Consider the following 15,824-nt stretch of genomic DNA (forward strand, 5'->3'; position numbering starts at 1 on the left):
GCTCCGTTCTAGGATACGCATATGTTTGATGTAACGAAGAAATCGATTCAGTGGGGCGAAGAGACGCTGACACTGGAAACCGGCAAGGTTGCCCGTCAGGCCGACGGCACCGTGATTGCCACGCTGGGCGAAACCAGCGTCATGGCCAACGTGACCTTTGCCAAGCAACAAAAGCCCGGTCAGGACTTTTTCCCGCTGACCGTACACTACCAAGAAAAATACTATGCCGCCGGTAAGGTTCCGGGTGGCTTCTTCAAGCGCGAAGCGCGCCCGACCGAAAAAGAGACGCTGACCGCGCGTCTAATCGACCGTCCGATCCGCCCGCTGTTCGTTGACGGCTTCAAGAACGAAGTTCTGGTGATGTGCACCGTGCTGTCCCACGATCTGGTCAATGACCCCGACATCGTTGCAATGATCGCTGCTTCGGCTGCCCTGACCATTTCGGGTGCCCCGTTCATGGGCCCGATCGCTGGTGCCCGTGTTGGTTTCGTGGATGGCGAATACGTCCTGAACCCGACCGTGGACGATATGCAGGACCTGCGCCTGAACCCCGAACAGCGTCTGGACCTGGTTGTGGCCGGTACCAAAGACGCCGTGATGATGGTGGAGTCGGAAGCTTATGAACTGTCCGAAGCCGAAATGCTGGGCGCCGTGACCTTTGCGCATGAGCAAATCCAGCCGGTCATCGACCTGATCATCTCGTTGGCCGAAGAAACCGCGAAAGAGCCGTTTGAGTTCGTCGCTCCCGATTACTCGGAGCTGTACGCCGCTGTTTCCGCTGCCGGTGAAGAACAGATGCGCGCCGCCTTCGCGATCACCGACAAGCAAGAGCGCACCGCCGCTGTTGCCGCTGCCCGTGAAGCGATCAAAGAAGCGCTGACCGAGGAACAGCTGGAAGACGCCAATCTTGGCTCGGCGATGAAAAAGCTGGAAGCCGGTATTCTGCGCGGTGACGTCGTCAAAGGCGGCAAGCGCATCGACGGTCGTTCGACCACCGATGTGCGCGCCATCGAAGCCGAAACCTCGCTGCTGCCCCGGACCCACGGTTCCGCCCTGTTCACCCGTGGTGAGACACAGGCGCTGGCTGTAACCACGCTGGGCACCGGTGACGACGAACAGTTCATCGACGCGCTGCATGGCAACTTCAAATCGAACTTCCTGCTGCACTACAACTTCCCTCCATATTCGGTGGGTGAAGTTGGCCGCGTTGGTTCGCCCGGCCGTCGTGAAATCGGCCACGGCAAGCTGGCATGGCGCGCGCTGCAAGCGGTTCTGCCTGCGCCAACCGACTTCCCCTATACCGTTCGCGTGGTGTCGGAGATCACGGAATCCAACGGTTCCTCCTCGATGGCTTCTGTCTGCGGTGGTTCGCTGTCGATGATGGACGCAGGTGTTCCGCTGAAAGCACCGGTTGCCGGTGTGGCCATGGGTCTGATCCTGGAAGATGATGGCGACTATGCTGTTCTGACCGACATTCTGGGTGATGAAGACCACCTGGGCGACATGGACTTCAAAGTGGCAGGTACCGAAAACGGCATCACCTCGCTGCAGATGGACATCAAGGTCGCAGGTATCACCCCGCAGATCATGGAAACCGCTCTGGCACAGGCCAAAGAGGGCCGGATGCACATTCTGGGCGAGATGGGCAAAGCCCTGTCCGAGACCAACGAATTCTCGGTCCACGCCCCGCGCATCGAAACCATGAACATCCCGACCGATAAGATCCGCGAAGTGATCGGCTCGGGCGGTAAGGTCATCCGCGAGATCGTGGAAACCTCGGGTGCTAAGGTCGACATCAACGACGACGGTGTCATCAAGATCGCATCGCCCGACGGTGAATCGATCCAGAAGGCTTATGACATGATCTATTCGATCGTGGCCGAACCGGAAGAAGGTCAGATCTACACCGGTAAAGTGGTCAAGATCGTCGATTTCGGCGCCTTCGTGAACTTCTTTGGCAAGCGCGACGGTCTGGTCCACGTGTCCCAGATCGAAAATCGCCGCCTGAACCATCCGTCAGACGTTCTGAAGGAAGGTCAGGAAGTGAAGGTCAAGCTGCTGGGCTTTGACGATCGCGGCAAGGTCCGCCTGTCGATGAAAGTCGTCGATCAGGAAACCGGCGAAGAGGTCGTTCCCGAGAAGAAAGAAAAGAAAGAAGACGCAGAGTAATCTGTAACTTTCTTCAAGCTCGAAAGGCCCCGGCACTGTCCGGGGTCTTTTTTGTTTGGAGATGTCATCAATCACGCCCCCATACTCTGGCCTTGGTAAATCAACCATTAACGATTCTTAAACGTATTAGCACAACCTTAAGGGTAATTTTGTTGCTCTTAGGGATGTTGTGCGACCGTGGCCACGATTACCGTCTATGAAATCAGTGCAGACCCGTTCAGCACGCGCAACGTCGATATCACGGCCGCGTATTCTGTTGAAGTAACTGATAACGACGCGATCCTGGATGACCCGGACCCCGACAGCACCCAATTGGATCTTTCCGGGCTGCCGGGCTTTACCGCCTCGTCTCAGAATTTCAGTACGTTCGAGACATATTCCGGAACGATCAACGGCGCGCCTGTCAGTTTCACCCTGATCCAGTTCAGCAACCCGCGCTATATCATCGTCACTTCGGGGCAGGCTGCGCTGAATGACACCATCGAAGACACCAGCTTTGGCGGCACCGCAACTTCTACCCCGTATCAGAGCCTACCCTCTTTCGTGTGTTTCACCACGGGGTCGCTGATCCTGACGCCCTCCGGGCAGCGCCAGGTGGAAGAACTGGTACCGGGGGATCCTGTCCTGACCACAGATGGGCGCATCCGGCCAGTGCGCTGGATCGGGCGACGGCATTTGTCGACGCAAGAGCTGCGTTCGTCTCCGCATCTGTGCCCAGTGCGCTTGAAGGCGGGCTGTTTCGGGCAAAACGCCCCCACGCGCGATCTGCTGGTGTCGCCGCAACATCGGGTCGCCGTGACATCAGCGATGATGGAGCTGATGCATGGCGAGACCGTGATGCTGACCCCGGCAAAGGCGTTGATCAACGGGCAAAGCATTGTACAGGACCTGCCTGCGCAGGGGGTCGAATATGTTCACATCCTTTTAGATCAGCATGAGCTGGTGAATGTCGAAGGGATCTGGTCCGAATCCTTCTATCCCGGCGACACGACCCTCAGTGCGATGGAACCTGCCACCCTGCGCAGGTTGTTCGACCTGTTCCCAGACCTGTCGCGCGGCGCGCAAGATTACGGGCCAACGGTACTGCCGGTTCTAAAACCCTTTGAGGCCGAAATTCTGAAATCAGAGCTGATGGTTCCAAATTGGCAGACAAGTCCAAACCTGCAGAAGAGGGCCGCCTGACATCATCTAGTGAAAGACGCCACTCGGCCCATGTTTCAGGACGTGCCATTGGCCATAACTGTCTTTCAAATCCAGCTTGATCGCCGCATCTGCGCGTGTTGTGGCGCTGCCGATCTCGGCCACAGAGAATTCGATGCCCCCGGGAATTTCGATGCGTACGCGATGCGCGCCCCCGCCATGTGGGGCTTCTATGGGACGACCCGTCGAGCTCAGCACATCTCCGATGGACACGTGGGCAGTACGCTCTTCCATGTCCATCTCGAACTCAATCGGCAAATAGAGAGTCTCGTGCACCTTATCGCACATGGCACGGAACACGTACCAATGCGTCGCCATCTCTTCTGTTTCTTCTCCATGAAAGACCTTTTCCAGCGCAGCGCGCTGCGCAGGGCTCGCCGCAGGATCAACAATCACCTGCATTTCCCCGCCACCTTCGAAAATCGGCCCTGGCCAGGCATAAATCAGAGCAGCTTTGGCACCGCAAAGATCAGTGTCGCCAAAATGCCCCTTGCCAATCTCAAGCACCTCGAAGCCCCGGCAATCCCCATGCGTGGGCAGTTCTTCGAATTGGCAGGGACAAGCATAACCGCAATTGCAGTTACCGAAGCTTTCTCCTTCAACATACCAATCTGTAAACGCCATGGTTCTCTCCTGCAAAGTACAGTGAAATCCCGATGGCCTTCGCCTGTGGAACAGCCCCCTTCAGCCATACTAGCACATCCCTGCGCAGATCAGAAACCAACCTGCTGCTGTCGAGCGACAACAATTTGATAAAGCGAATTATTCTATCACACGGACCCAATTTAGAGTGATCCGATGTGACCGCCCAAGCCCTTTCCATGCAACGCCAGACACACGATTTACGTGTGGAAACGTTTTGGAACAAAGGACATGATCATGGTTAGTCGTTTCATCCTGACCTCCGCCGCCCTGATGCTGGGCTCAACTGCAGCAACCGCGCAAAGCCTGGGTGACGGCACCTATGTTCAAGGCTTCATTGGCTACAGTCAGTTGCAGGACAGCAATTTCTCTGGCGCGATTGGCGGCGCGACCCAATCTGTCGATACGGATTTTGATGCAGGTTTTGGCCTGGGTGTGGCTATCGGTAAAGAGATCCCGCAGTGGTCCAACGACACGGTCGGAACGCGTATTGAACTGGAATTATCATACCGCGAAAGCGACGTGGATGGTGTAAATTTCTCGGGCAACGGTCCGGCACCGGAAGGCAATATTTCCGGCGACGTGTCGCAAACTTCGCTCTTTGCCAACGTGCTGTTCGACTTCAAACAATCCGGTGCGCTGACCCCGTTTGCAGGCTTTGGTCTGGGCGCGACTTATTCGGATCTGGATTTTGCTTACGGCCCCGGTGTGGCGCTGGATGACAGCGACACTGCTTTTGCGGCTCAGGTGATCGCTGGCGTGGCTTATGACATCAACCCGTCAACCGCCCTTACCGTAGACGCCCGCTATGCCCGCGCCTTTGATGTGTCGTCGCAGCGGTTGGCCCCGAACGGCGCTTTGACGGGAACGGTTGAAGACGACCTGGATACATTCAGCGTTAACTTCGGGCTTCGTTACAAGTTTTGATAAAATCGGGGGTTAGGTTTCTCTCCGGTTTCCCTTCCCCGTTATGCCCTCGCGCCTCTGGTGCGGGGGCATTCTGAAAAAATCGACAAAATAAAGCGCAGATCAAACATTCTGCGGATTGCCATGCGATCAGCAACCGCCAGTTGCATCCGACGCTAAACACATTTTGGGAAAAATTCCTATAGACGCGATTGGGGAGCCAACGGCCCCCCAACTTTCAGCCCGCCTTAGGACGGTGCTTTGGTCTTGCGCAGATATGGGAAGATCGTCTCAAACTCGCCAAACTTGGCCTTGGCATCTTCGTTGGAAACGGTCGGCGGGATAATTACGTCCTCGCCCGGAACCCAATTGGCCGGTGTCGCAACACCCTTGGCTGACATCTGCAGCCCGTCCAGCGCACGCAGGATCTCGGCAAAGTTCCGGCCCACGGTCATCGGATAGGTCATCGACAGCTTCAGTTGCTTGTCCGGGCCGATGATGAAGACTGAACGCACAGTGGCGCTGTCTGCAGGAGTGCGACCGTCCGGCAGATACGCTTCAGCGGGCAGCATATCGAAGGCTTTGGACACAGCCAGTCCGTCATCGGCGATGATCGGGAAACCAGGATTGGCTTTGCCGTATTCTTCGATGTCTTTTTTCCACTTCTTGTGGTCCTCGACCCCGTCGACCGAAACACCGATCACCTTGGTGTTGCGCGCAGCCCATTCGTCATTCAGTTGCGCAACGGCAGAAAACTCGGTGGTGCAAACAGGCGTGAAATCCTTTGGGTGCGAGAACAGAATGGCCCAGCTGTCGCCGATCCAGTCGTGAAACTGAACGGTACCCTGATCCGTTTCTGCTGTGAAATTTGGGACGGTATCGTTGATGCGCAAACCCATGGGGCATCTCCTTTCCTGTTAAAAACCTGAGTCGGTTGCTTGGAACCTAATCACTTTGCGCGCAGGTTAAACCATCCTATGCGTCTAGGGATAAGGAATTTACAGACCTCCCAAGAAAATAATTTGATCAAATTCACTATTGCCCAGTCTAAGTATGGGTGACAGAGTGTGTCCGAAACACCGATTTAAGGCTGAACCTTCAGGAGGGCGCACGATGATCGAAAAACGGGATTTCTATATTAACGGTCATTGGGTCGCGCCGTCGCAGCCCAATGATTTCGAGGTCATAAACCCCTCGACCGAAGAACCCTGCGCAGTGATTTCGCTTGGCGCGGAAGCCGACACAAATGCAGCCGTCGCGGCGGCCAAGGCCGCCCTTCCCGGCTGGATGGAAACCCCGGTGGAAACCCGCATAGCGCTGGTTGAAAAACTGGTGGATCTTTATGCGGCGCGGTCCGAGGATCTGGCGCAAGCCATGTCGCTTGAGATGGGGGCGCCCATCGATCTGGCCCGTTCGGCGCAGGCTGGGGCGGGCATCTACCATCTGAAGAACTTCATTCGCGCTGCCAAAGCATTCGAGTTTGAGCGCCCGCTTGGAGATCACGCACCAAATGACCGGATCATTTACGAGGCTGTTGGCGTTGCCGCGCTGATCACACCCTGGAACTGGCCTATGAACCAGATCACGCTCAAGGTCGGCGCGGCGGCAATTGCGGGCTGTACGATGGTTTTGAAACCGTCAGAACAAAGCCCGTTGAACGCGATGATCTTTGCCGAGATGATGGACGAGGCAGGCTTCCCACCCGGTGTGTTCAATCTGGTCAACGGTGACGGGGTGGGCGTTGGCTCTCAGCTATCGGGCCATAAGGATGTCGATATGGTCAGCTTTACCGGCTCAACCCGTGCTGGCACGGCGATTTCGAAGAACGCAGCCGAGACGCTCAAAAAAGTGCATCTGGAATTGGGCGGCAAAGGTGCCAATGTGGTCTTTGAGGACGCCGACGAGAAGGCGGTCAAACGCGGCGTGCTGCACATGATGCAAAACACCGGCCAAAGCTGTAACGCCCCCAGCCGGATGCTTGTTCAACGCCCGATCTACGACAAGGCAGTGGAAACGGCGGCCGAGGTTGCAAACATGGTCAAGGTTGGTCCCGCAATGGAAGAGGGCCGCCATATCGGTCCGGTGGTGAATGAGGTTCAGTGGACCAAGATTCAGGATCTGATTCAAAAGGGCATTGACGAAGGCGCGCGTTTGGTCGCCGGTGGCACCGGACGGCCCGAGGGGCTGAACAAGGGCTACTATGTCCGCCCGACGGTTTTTGCCGACGCCAACAACCAGATGACCATCGCACGCGAAGAGATCTTTGGTCCGGTTCTGACCATGATCCCCTTCGACACCGAAGAAGAAGCCATCGAGATAGCCAACGACACGCCCTATGGCCTGACCAACTATGTTCAGACCCAAGACGGCGCGCGAGCCAATCGCATGGCGCGGGTCTTACGCTCGGGCATGGTTGAAATGAATGGTCAATCACGCAGCGCGGGCTCTCCGTTCGGCGGCATGAAGCAATCTGGCAACGGGCGCGAAGGCGGTGTCTTTGGTCTGGAAGACTTTCTGGAAATCAAAGCCGTCGGCGGCTGGGCTGCAGAATAAGCCAGATTGCAACGTGAACCAAGCGTGAGGCACCTTAGGATGCCTCACTCTATGTCTCAGGCATCCGCCTGAGCAGCTTCGTACGCCAGCATGGCCCGCTTTACCGGTAGGCCCCAGTGATAGCCGCCAAGGCCACCCGATTTGCGCAGCGCGCGGTGACAGGGGATCAACCAACTAACCGGGTTACGCCCAACTGCCGTTCCCACCGCACGCACGGCTTGTGGCGAGCCTACGCGCTGCGCGATCTCGGAATAGGTGGTGACTTGTCCTGATGGGATATGCATCAACGCTTCCCACACTTTGATCTGCAGGGGCGATCCGATCAGGTAAAGCGGCGTTGGTTCCAACCGGTCGCTGGCAGCCCCAAAAGCGCTGAGCACCCAAGGACGCAAACGCATCGGATCCTCGACGAAATCCGCTTTGGGCCAGCGCGAAATCATGTCCTCCATCGCGGCCTCTTCCCCGGTCTCTGCCCCAAAGGCCATGCCGCAGATACCTTTGTCTGTTCCCATGACAAGCGCAGGACCAAAGGGGCATTCGAACCAACCCCAATAGATCGTGAGACCTTCACCCTTGCGGGCGTATTCGCCGGGACTCATGGATTCCCATTTCAGGAACAAATCATGCAGGCGTCCGCTGCCCGAGAGGCCAACGTTATGTGCCGTTTCCAGCGTGGTGAATCGTTCCCGCAGTAATGCCTTTGCATGGCCTAGTGTCAGGTACTGCTGGTATCTCTTCGGTGACACCCCAGTCCAACGCGAGAACAGACGTTGGAAATGGGCCGGGCTCATATCCATCTGGTGGGCCAGCTCATCAAGGCTAAGGCCCTCGCCGCCCTGATCGATCAGATCGATCGCGCGGCGCATGACGTTGTAGTGGTATCCGCTTTCCGGGGTCTGGACATTCATGGTTCCACCTCATTTCCTGACAAAACCATAGCGCGCAGGCCACGCCCAAGCGACCCGGAACTTGCGCATTGGCTTTGGGCTTGTGTCACGGGACCTTGGGCGGCATTAAGGCCCGGATGGCAAAGCAACTCGATTATCATACGATCCGCGAGATCTTTACGCGCTTTCAGGACGCCGACCGCGAACCCAAGGGCGAGCTGGAGCATGTGAACGTCTATACCCTGGTCGTGGCCGTGGCGCTGTCGGCGCAAGCGACCGACGCTGGCGTCAACAAAGCCACGCGCGAGCTGTTCAAGATCGCCGACACACCACAAAAGATGCTGGACCTGGGCGAACAGGGTCTGATCGAACATATCAAGACCATAGGCCTGTTCCGCCAAAAGGCGAAGAATGTCATCAAACTCAGCCGAATTCTGGTCGAAGACTATGATGGCGAGGTGCCCAACTCACGCGCCGCGTTGCAATCCCTACCCGGTGTAGGCCGCAAGACGGCCAATGTGGTGCTGAACATGTGGTGGCGGCAACCCGCGCAGGCGGTTGATACGCACATCTTTCGCGTAGGCAACCGAACCGGCATTTGCCCCGGCAAGGACGTAGACGCAGTCGAGCGCGCCATCGAAGACAACATACCTGCTGACTTTCAACTACATGCGCATCACTGGCTGATCCTGCATGGCCGGTACCATTGCAAGGCACGCAAGCCGCAATGCCCGACCTGCATCATCCGTGATCTCTGTCAATTCGAGGACAAAACCCAATGAAAACTTACCAGCTGACCGGCATCGGAAATGCCGTCGTAGACGTGATTTCCCAGGCCGATGACAGTTTCCTGGAACTGATGGGTATCGAGAAAGGCATCATGCAGCTGATCGAGCAGGAGCGCGGTGAGGTTCTCTATGCCTCGATGGAAGGCCGCGTGCAGACGCCGGGCGGGTCCGTCGCCAACACGATTGCAGGTGCAGGTGCCCTAGGGCTGGACGCCGCTTTTATCGGCCGCGTGCATGATGACGCGCTGGGTCGGTTCTATGCGGATGCGATGAACGAGGACGGCGTCGATTTCGTGAACCCCCCGGTCCCGGGAGGAGAGCTGCCGACCTCGCGTTCGATGATCTTTGTGTCGCCCGATGGCGAGCGGTCGATGAACACTTATCTGGGGATTTCGTCCGAGCTGTCTTCGCAGGACGTTTCGGATGATGTTGCAGGCAACAGCCAGATCATGTTCCTCGAAGGTTATCTGTTCGACAAAGAAAAAGGCAAAGCCGCGTTTCTTGAAGCTGCACGTGCCTGTCATAAGGGTGGCGGCAAGGCCGGTATCGCCATTTCCGACCCGTTCTGCGTTGAACGTCACCGGGTCGATTTCCTGTTGCTGATCGAGAATGAGCTGGATTTCGTGATCGGAAATGAGGCCGAGATCAAATCGCTGTTCGAAACCGACGATCTGGAGGAAGCGCTGGCCAAAACAGCCGCAATCTGTCCGCTGGTGGTCTGCACCCGGTCAGGCGACGGTGTCACTGTTCTGAGTGGTGACAACCGCATTGACGTGCCGGTTGAAAAGATTGTGCCCGTGGATGCAACAGGTGCTGGCGATCAGTTTGCTGCAGGTTTCCTGTTTGGTATGGCCACCGGTCGGGATTACGAGACTTGCGCAAAGATCGGAAATGTCTGCGCCCGCGAAGTCATCAGCCATATCGGTCCACGCCCCGAGGCAAACATGCAGGAATTGCTGCGCGCCGAAGGGTTGCTCTGACCTCGGATCGGATCGTTTTCACAAAATGGATTGGGGCGTCAGCGCCCCAACCCTACCCTTTAGTTAGAAAACAGCGCCAGCCAGATTCCGACGAACATCAGAACCCCACCCAGGTTCACCCAGACGTGCCAAATCGCATAACGAAACGGCAGTGTCTTTTGAGCGTAAAACATCGTTCCAACAACATAGCTGACTGCACCGCCCGCAATACACCAAAGGGTGGCTGTGGGAACGGTTGTCATGTCTGGGATTGCGCCTAAACCGATACCACCCAAACCAAGGTATGACGCCGTCGACCATCGTGATTTGACCGTCTCATTCGCGATCTTGTTCCAGACGGCTGCGATGGTCAGCCCCCAGCACACCCAAAGCAAGGTCATGGTCCATGCCGTGCCCGCCTGAACGAAGAATGGTGTGAACGTCCCGCAGATACTGGGATAAATCGCGGCGTGGTCGATACGGCGCAACAACTTGCGACGGTCATGCCAGGGCGCGAAATGATAGGCACAAGACGCAAGGTTCGACGCTAGCGCGCAAAGAACATAAACGATGACAGCAAAAAGCAGCGCGACATCCAGACGCTGATAGGCGTTCACGATCAGCAAACCCCCAGCCGTCAGGATCAAGGACAACCCGATCACATGGACAACCATGTCCGCGGTGCGATGCGCGCGTATTGGGCTGGGATAGGTTGTTTGCATCATGACTGGCCAGTTAAAAAACAGCTCTGCGCTAAAGTCCCGCCAAAAGGATGTCCAACTTTCCCAAGCGTCACTTATACGAGCCGAGGTGGTCTTCAAAAGCCGCCAGCACTTGCTCGTACACGTCCCGTTTGAACGGTACGATCTCGTCGATCAACCGATCAGGCGCTTGCCATTTCCATTGTGAAAACTCTGGGTGGTCGGTTTCGATGTTGATCTGGTCATCCTTACCGACAAAGCGCAGTAGGAACCATTTCTGCTCTTGCCCGCGATAGCGCCCTTTCCAGATCCTGGGCACGATGTCCTGCGGCAGATCGTAGAGCAGCCAACCGTCGGTTTCGGCCACGATCTCCACCAGGTCCGAGGTTACCCCGGTTTCCTCCCACAACTCGCGCAGGGCCGCATCGCGCGGGTCTTCGCCTTTGTCCACGCCGCCCTGCGGCATCTGCCACGCGTCTTTGTGGCGATCATTGCGCTGACCCACAAAAATCCTGCCGTCCGCATTTATCAGCATTAGCCCCACACATGGGCGATAGGGTAGCTTGGCGATGTCTTCGGGGGTCATAGGGGGCCTCATCGGATTGTTCCGCCAACCTCTAACAACCACAGGGGCAACAGCAAAGAGGGTGACGTGGGGTTTCGCGTGACAAAGTTGACGCGAAGGTCAATCTAACTCGCATATTCGGGAGGGAGAGTTTCGCCATGACTGCGTACCCAAACATGCTGGCCCCGCTGGATCTGGGCTTTACCACCTTGAAGAACCGCGTGCTGATGGGCTCGATGCATACGGGGCTTGAGGAAACCGGTGACTGGAACCGGGTGGCAGAATTCTATGCGGACCGGGCGCGCGGCGGCGTGGCGCTTATGGTGACAGGTGGCATTGGTCCGAATCTTGAGGGCTCGGTTCTGCCCGGCGCGTCGATGATGACCAATGAAAAAGAGGTGGCGAGCCATTCCATCGTGACCCAGCGGGTGCACGAAGCAGGCGGCAAGATTGCGATGCAGATCCTGCACGCAGGCCGCTATGCCTATGGCCCGAAATGCGTAGCCCCAAGCCCGGTGAAATCCCCTATCTCACCCTTTCCGCCAAATGAGCTGGATGAAGACGGCATCGAAAAACAGATCAGCGACATCGTGAACGCCGCCGTTCTGGCCCAACAGGCGGGCTATGACGGGGTCGAGATCATGGGGTCTGAAGGGTATTTCCTGAACCAGTTCCTTGTGACCCATACCAACAAACGCACAGACCGCTGGGGCGGGTCCTACGAAAACAGAATGCGCCTGCCGATTGAGGTCGTGCGCCGCACGCGCGAGGCCGTTGGCCGCGATTTCATCATCATCTACCGCCTTTCGATGATTGATCTGGTCCCCAATGGTTCAACCCATGAAGAAGTGGTGCAACTGGCGCAAGAAGTAGAAAAGGCCGGTGCCACAATCATCAATACTGGCATTGGTTGGCACGAGGCGCGGATTCCGACCATCGCCACCAGCGTCCCGCGTGCAGCCTTTGCTTGGGTGACGAAAAAGTTGATGGGCAAGGTTTCGATACCTGTGATCACCTCAAACCGGATCAACACGCCCGAGGTCGCCGAAGAGGTCTTGGCCACCGGCTGTGCCGATATGGTTTCGATGGCCCGCCCGATGCTGGCGGACGCGGATTTTGTCAACAAAGCAATCGCAGGACAATCTGCGCAGATCGCGCCTTGCATCGCCTGCAACCAGGCCTGTTTGGACCATACATTCAGCGGCAAACTGACGACATGCCTGGTCAATCCCCGCGCCTGTCATGAGACTGAGCTGGTGATTGAGCCCGCCACAACGCAGAAAAACGTTGCCATTGTCGGTGCGGGCCCCGCCGGTCTGTCCACGGCCATGACAGCCGCCCAGCGTGGTCACGACGTGACTTTGTTTGACCGCGCCGCAGAGATTGGCGGACAGTTGAACATGGCCAAACAGGTGCCGGGCAAGGAAGAGTTCTGGGGGCTGGTCGACTGGTATCGCACAATGATGGCCGATCTGGGCGTGAAGGTGGAATTGAACCGTGAGGTCAGCGCCGATGACCTGGCCGGCTTTGACGAAGTGATCATCGCAACCGGCGTCACCCCGCGTGACCCACAGATTCCCGGGCAGGATCGGAAAAATGTCCTCAGCTATATCGACGTGCTGCGTGGCAAGGCCGAAGTCGGCGAATCTGTCGCCGTGATCGGTGCAGGTGGCATCGGCTTTGACGTCTCCGAATTTCTTTTGGAGGACGGGCACAGCGCAACCACCGACTTGCCGCTTTGGATGAAGGAATGGGGCGTGACAGACCCGGCCGAGCACCGCTCGGGCCTTGCGCCAGAAGGGCCTCAACCCAGCGCGCCAGCGCGTCAGGTCACATTGCTACAGCGCAAGAAACAGGCACACGGCAAGGGATTGGGCAAAACCACTGGCTGGATTCACCGTGCAGCGTTGAAGATGAAAAACGTCAACTTCGTGGGCGGCGTGAACTATGAGCGCATTGATGACGACGGCCTGCATGTCAGCTTTGGCGAAGACCGTGCAGACCCCACAGTGATCTCGGCGGATACGATCGTTTTGTGTGCCGGGCAGGTTTCAGACCGGTCGCTCGCGGACGCACTGATCGAACGCGGCGTTACCCCGCACGTAATCGGCGGTGCGGATGTAGCGGCCGAACTGGACGCCAAACGTGCGATCAATCAAGGAACACGATTGGCGGCCGAGCTTTAAGCTTGGTCAGTCGGACAGCGCAAGTTTTACCCCAAGCGCGCCGAAGGCTGTTGCAAAACAACGTTTGATCCAGGCCATCACTGACGGGCGGTGGATTATGTAGTCCCGCGCCAAGGCCGCGCAGGCCCCGTAGGCGATGAATACAACAAAGGTCATCGCCATGAACGCAAGCGCCAGTTGCACCAAAGCCAGCCCCGCATCGCTTGTGTCGGCGGGCAGGAATTGCGGCAGGAACGCAAGGAAGAACAAAGACAACTTAGGGTTCAAAACGTTGATAAGCGTGCCGGTCGTCGCAATCTTTAGGTAGCCTTTACCGGATTTTTCGGCGCTCACTTCCATCGCACCGCCCTCACGGACGATTCCCCACGCCATATAGAACAGGTAGAGCACGCCAAGGTATTTGAGCACCTGAAAGGCCAGCGCGCTTGTATGCAGCAAAGCGGCCAGGCCGATAATGCTGGCTACAGCGGCGGGCACGATCCCAAGTGTACAGCCTGCTGCTGCCGCGACGCTGGCGCGAAATCCTCGGCCAAGCCCAATGGCCAGCGTGTAGATGACGCCGGTACCCGGCAACAGAACAACGATCAAGGACGTAAGAAGAAACTCAAGCGACATGAAACCCCCCGAACACGCGCCGGAGAGTTCCCCACATCAACGCGAAAGTAAACAGGCCCGTGGTTGCTTATTCGACGGTAATCGTAATCACCTCGGACACAATCGGCGGGTTATGCGGCACATGGCCCGCGTCCCCCAGCACCAGTTGCAACGTGTGCTGACCAGGGGGCAGGTCCAGTGTCACCTCGGTCTGACCGCCTCCGAAGTGCATGTGGTTGTCGTCGGCGGGCAGGCCATAGGCCAGCTCATCTGCGCCGTCATCACCCTCACCAATTGGTGGGCGGTTAAGCAGCAAGTGGTGGTGGCCGGTGTTTTCCTTCTCGGTCCCTGCCGGAGCGACACCCATTCCGCTGAGGCCAAAGACAACCGTAACCGGCGATTGCACTGCGTCACCGTCTGACAAATTGACGAAATAGACCTTTGCTTCGGGGTTCGAAGGCGTTTCACCCCCGGCGTGTGCGAAACCCGCAAAAAGGCAAAAGGCAGCGATGGTGAAAACGGTCTTCATGGTCTCCTCCCTTGTCACAAAAATGCCATTCTCAAACTAATAGATTAGTCCAATTGGCCAAAAAACACAGCCACACAGGGGCTGCGGCGCATTTGGAAACCACTGTTTCTGCGTTTCCCATACGCAAACGATCCGATTCAAATCCCTGATATTATCCCATGTATGCCCCGTTTCCGCCCAGATTCAGCGCCATAGTCAGGGAGGAAATCAAGATCTGGGGAACAAGTATGGACCGACTGACTGAAATGGAAGCCTTCGCCAATGTGGTGGACCAAGGTGGCTTCACCGATGCGGCCAAAAAGATGGGCATCTCCAAATCCGCCGTGTCCAAACATGTCTCGAGCCTCGAAGCGCGTCTGGGGGCCCGGTTGCTGAACCGCACCACGCGTCGGGTGTCGCCGACAGAAATCGGCCTTGCCTATTATGACCGCGCACGGCGCGTTCTGAATGACGCGGGCGAGGCAGATTCGCTGGTCACCTCAATGCAATCGGCCCCATCTGGCCTGTTGCGCATCAGCGTTGCCACGGATTTCGGCGTGAATCACCTGTCCCCCGTTCTGTCCGAGTTCCTGGCCGCCTATCCCGACATCACCGTGAACATGGTTCTGAACAACCGTTATGTCGAACTGATTTCCGAAGGTTTTGACGTGGCCGTCCGCATTGGAGAGCTGGAAGACAGCACGTTGCGCGCCCGTAAACTGACTGAAACCGTGAAGCGCATGGTGGTTGCGCCCAGCTACATAGAGCGCTTCGGTCGCCCGCAGAAGATTGATGATCTAAACGAACACAAGCTGCTGCACTATTCCAGCCAGTCCTCGGGCAATGTCTGGAAACTGACGGCACCTTCGGGTGAAAAGCGTCAGGTGCGCACTGCGGGCTGGCTGAGCGTGAATGACGGGCAGTCGCTGCTGAACGCGGCCATCTCGGGGCTGGGGATCGCGTATCTGCCCAGCTATCTTTATGCCGATGCGCTGAAATCAGGGCAGGTGGTCGACGCCATGCCATCACTGCCGGATGAGGTTCAGGGCATCTATGCCGTCTACCCACCCGGCCGCTTCACACAACCCAAAGTTCGGGCCTTCATCGACTTCCTGGTCAATTCCTACCACGACAAAGGCCCGATGGACTGGTAATTCTCCCTGAAG

Annotated in this window: 15 protein-coding genes; 8 read left to right on the forward strand and 7 right to left on the reverse strand. The window is 57.2% G+C overall.

Annotated features, from left to right (window positions below):
- Window positions 1–21: 21 nt before the first annotated feature.
- Both pnp and GS630_RS02975 read left to right on the forward strand, forming a co-directional pair.
- Complete coding sequence (gene pnp, locus GS630_RS02970) at window positions 22–2,169, forward strand: polyribonucleotide nucleotidyltransferase (protein WP_171178230.1); 2,148 nt, start codon at window positions 22–24, stop codon at window positions 2,167–2,169.
- Between the two features lie 177 nt (window positions 2,170–2,346).
- The gene (locus GS630_RS02975) at window positions 2,347–3,351 is read left to right on the forward strand and encodes a Hint domain-containing protein (RefSeq protein ID WP_171178232.1); all 1,005 of its coding nucleotides are present in this window, start codon (window positions 2,347–2,349) and stop codon (window positions 3,349–3,351) included.
- Window positions 3,352–3,357: 6 nt separating this feature from the next.
- On the opposite strand, the gene GS630_RS02980 is transcribed toward GS630_RS02975, so the two are convergent.
- Window positions 3,358–3,993 carry a DUF1326 domain-containing protein gene (locus tag GS630_RS02980; protein WP_171178234.1) on the reverse strand — a complete coding sequence of 212 codons (636 nt, stop codon included), beginning with the start codon at window positions 3,991–3,993 and terminating at the stop codon, window positions 3,358–3,360.
- 255 nt (window positions 3,994–4,248) lie between these two features.
- On the opposite strand from GS630_RS02980, the gene GS630_RS02985 reads away from it, so the two are divergent.
- A complete protein-coding gene (locus GS630_RS02985) occupies window positions 4,249–4,938 on the forward strand; it encodes an outer membrane protein (protein WP_171178236.1) in 690 nt (229 codons plus the stop codon).
- A 227-nt stretch (window positions 4,939–5,165) separates the two neighbouring features.
- Here GS630_RS02985 and GS630_RS02990 read toward each other — a convergent pair whose 3' ends face one another.
- Window positions 5,166–5,816, reverse strand: coding sequence for a peroxiredoxin (locus GS630_RS02990; protein WP_039543105.1), 651 nt, complete (start codon window positions 5,814–5,816; stop codon window positions 5,166–5,168).
- Between the two features lie 214 nt (window positions 5,817–6,030).
- Here GS630_RS02990 and GS630_RS02995 point away from each other — a divergent pair, with 214 nt between their 5' ends.
- Window positions 6,031–7,470, forward strand: coding sequence for an aldehyde dehydrogenase family protein (locus tag GS630_RS02995; protein ID WP_171178238.1), 1,440 nt, complete (start codon window positions 6,031–6,033; stop codon window positions 7,468–7,470).
- Between the two features lie 56 nt (window positions 7,471–7,526).
- Here the strand turns inward: GS630_RS02995 and GS630_RS03000 are convergent, their stop codons facing one another.
- Window positions 7,527–8,378, reverse strand: a complete 852-nt coding sequence (locus GS630_RS03000; protein WP_171178240.1) for a bifunctional helix-turn-helix domain-containing protein/methylated-DNA--[protein]-cysteine S-methyltransferase — start codon at window positions 8,376–8,378, stop codon at window positions 7,527–7,529.
- A gap of 116 nt (window positions 8,379–8,494) precedes the next feature.
- On the opposite strand from GS630_RS03000, the gene nth reads away from it, so the two are divergent.
- Both nth and GS630_RS03010 read left to right on the forward strand, forming a co-directional pair.
- Complete coding sequence (gene nth / locus GS630_RS03005; protein ID WP_171620197.1) at window positions 8,495–9,139, forward strand: endonuclease III; 645 nt, start codon at window positions 8,495–8,497, stop codon at window positions 9,137–9,139.
- Window positions 9,136–10,125, forward strand: a complete 990-nt coding sequence (locus GS630_RS03010; protein WP_171237946.1) for an adenosine kinase — start codon at window positions 9,136–9,138, stop codon at window positions 10,123–10,125. Before nth ends, GS630_RS03010 begins: the two co-directional genes overlap by 4 nt.
- A 59-nt stretch (window positions 10,126–10,184) precedes the next feature.
- On the opposite strand, the gene GS630_RS03015 is transcribed toward GS630_RS03010, so the two are convergent.
- Window positions 10,185–10,829, reverse strand: coding sequence for a hemolysin III family protein (locus tag GS630_RS03015; protein ID WP_171620199.1), 645 nt, complete (start codon window positions 10,827–10,829; stop codon window positions 10,185–10,187).
- Between the two features lie 67 nt (window positions 10,830–10,896).
- On the reverse strand, window positions 10,897–11,391 hold the full coding sequence (locus GS630_RS03020; RefSeq protein ID WP_171178252.1) for an RNA pyrophosphohydrolase: 495 nt from the start codon (window positions 11,389–11,391) through the stop codon (window positions 10,897–10,899).
- A 137-nt stretch (window positions 11,392–11,528) separates the two neighbouring features.
- Here GS630_RS03020 and GS630_RS03025 point away from each other — a divergent pair, with 137 nt between their 5' ends.
- Complete coding sequence (locus GS630_RS03025; RefSeq protein ID WP_171620201.1) at window positions 11,529–13,556, forward strand: NADPH-dependent 2,4-dienoyl-CoA reductase; 2,028 nt, start codon at window positions 11,529–11,531, stop codon at window positions 13,554–13,556.
- Window positions 13,557–13,562: 6 nt separating this feature from the next.
- Here the strand turns inward: GS630_RS03025 and GS630_RS03030 are convergent, their stop codons facing one another.
- Both GS630_RS03030 and GS630_RS03035 read right to left on the reverse strand, forming a co-directional pair.
- Window positions 13,563–14,171 (reverse strand): LysE family translocator, encoded by a 609-nt coding sequence (locus tag GS630_RS03030; protein WP_171178255.1) that lies wholly within the window; start codon window positions 14,169–14,171, stop codon window positions 13,563–13,565.
- A 67-nt stretch (window positions 14,172–14,238) separates the two neighbouring features.
- Complete coding sequence (locus tag GS630_RS03035) at window positions 14,239–14,679, reverse strand: DUF4399 domain-containing protein (protein ID WP_171178257.1); 441 nt, start codon at window positions 14,677–14,679, stop codon at window positions 14,239–14,241.
- Window positions 14,680–14,906: 227 nt separating this feature from the next.
- Here GS630_RS03035 and GS630_RS03040 point away from each other — a divergent pair, with 227 nt between their 5' ends.
- Window positions 14,907–15,812: a LysR family transcriptional regulator gene (locus tag GS630_RS03040; RefSeq protein ID WP_171178259.1), complete on the forward strand. Its 906-nt coding sequence runs from the start codon at window positions 14,907–14,909 to the stop codon at window positions 15,810–15,812.
- Window positions 15,813–15,824: the final 12 nt, after the last annotated feature.

The organism is Ruegeria sp. HKCCD7303, from assembly GCF_013111185.1.
Lineage (GTDB): Bacteria > Pseudomonadota > Alphaproteobacteria > Rhodobacterales > Rhodobacteraceae > Ruegeria.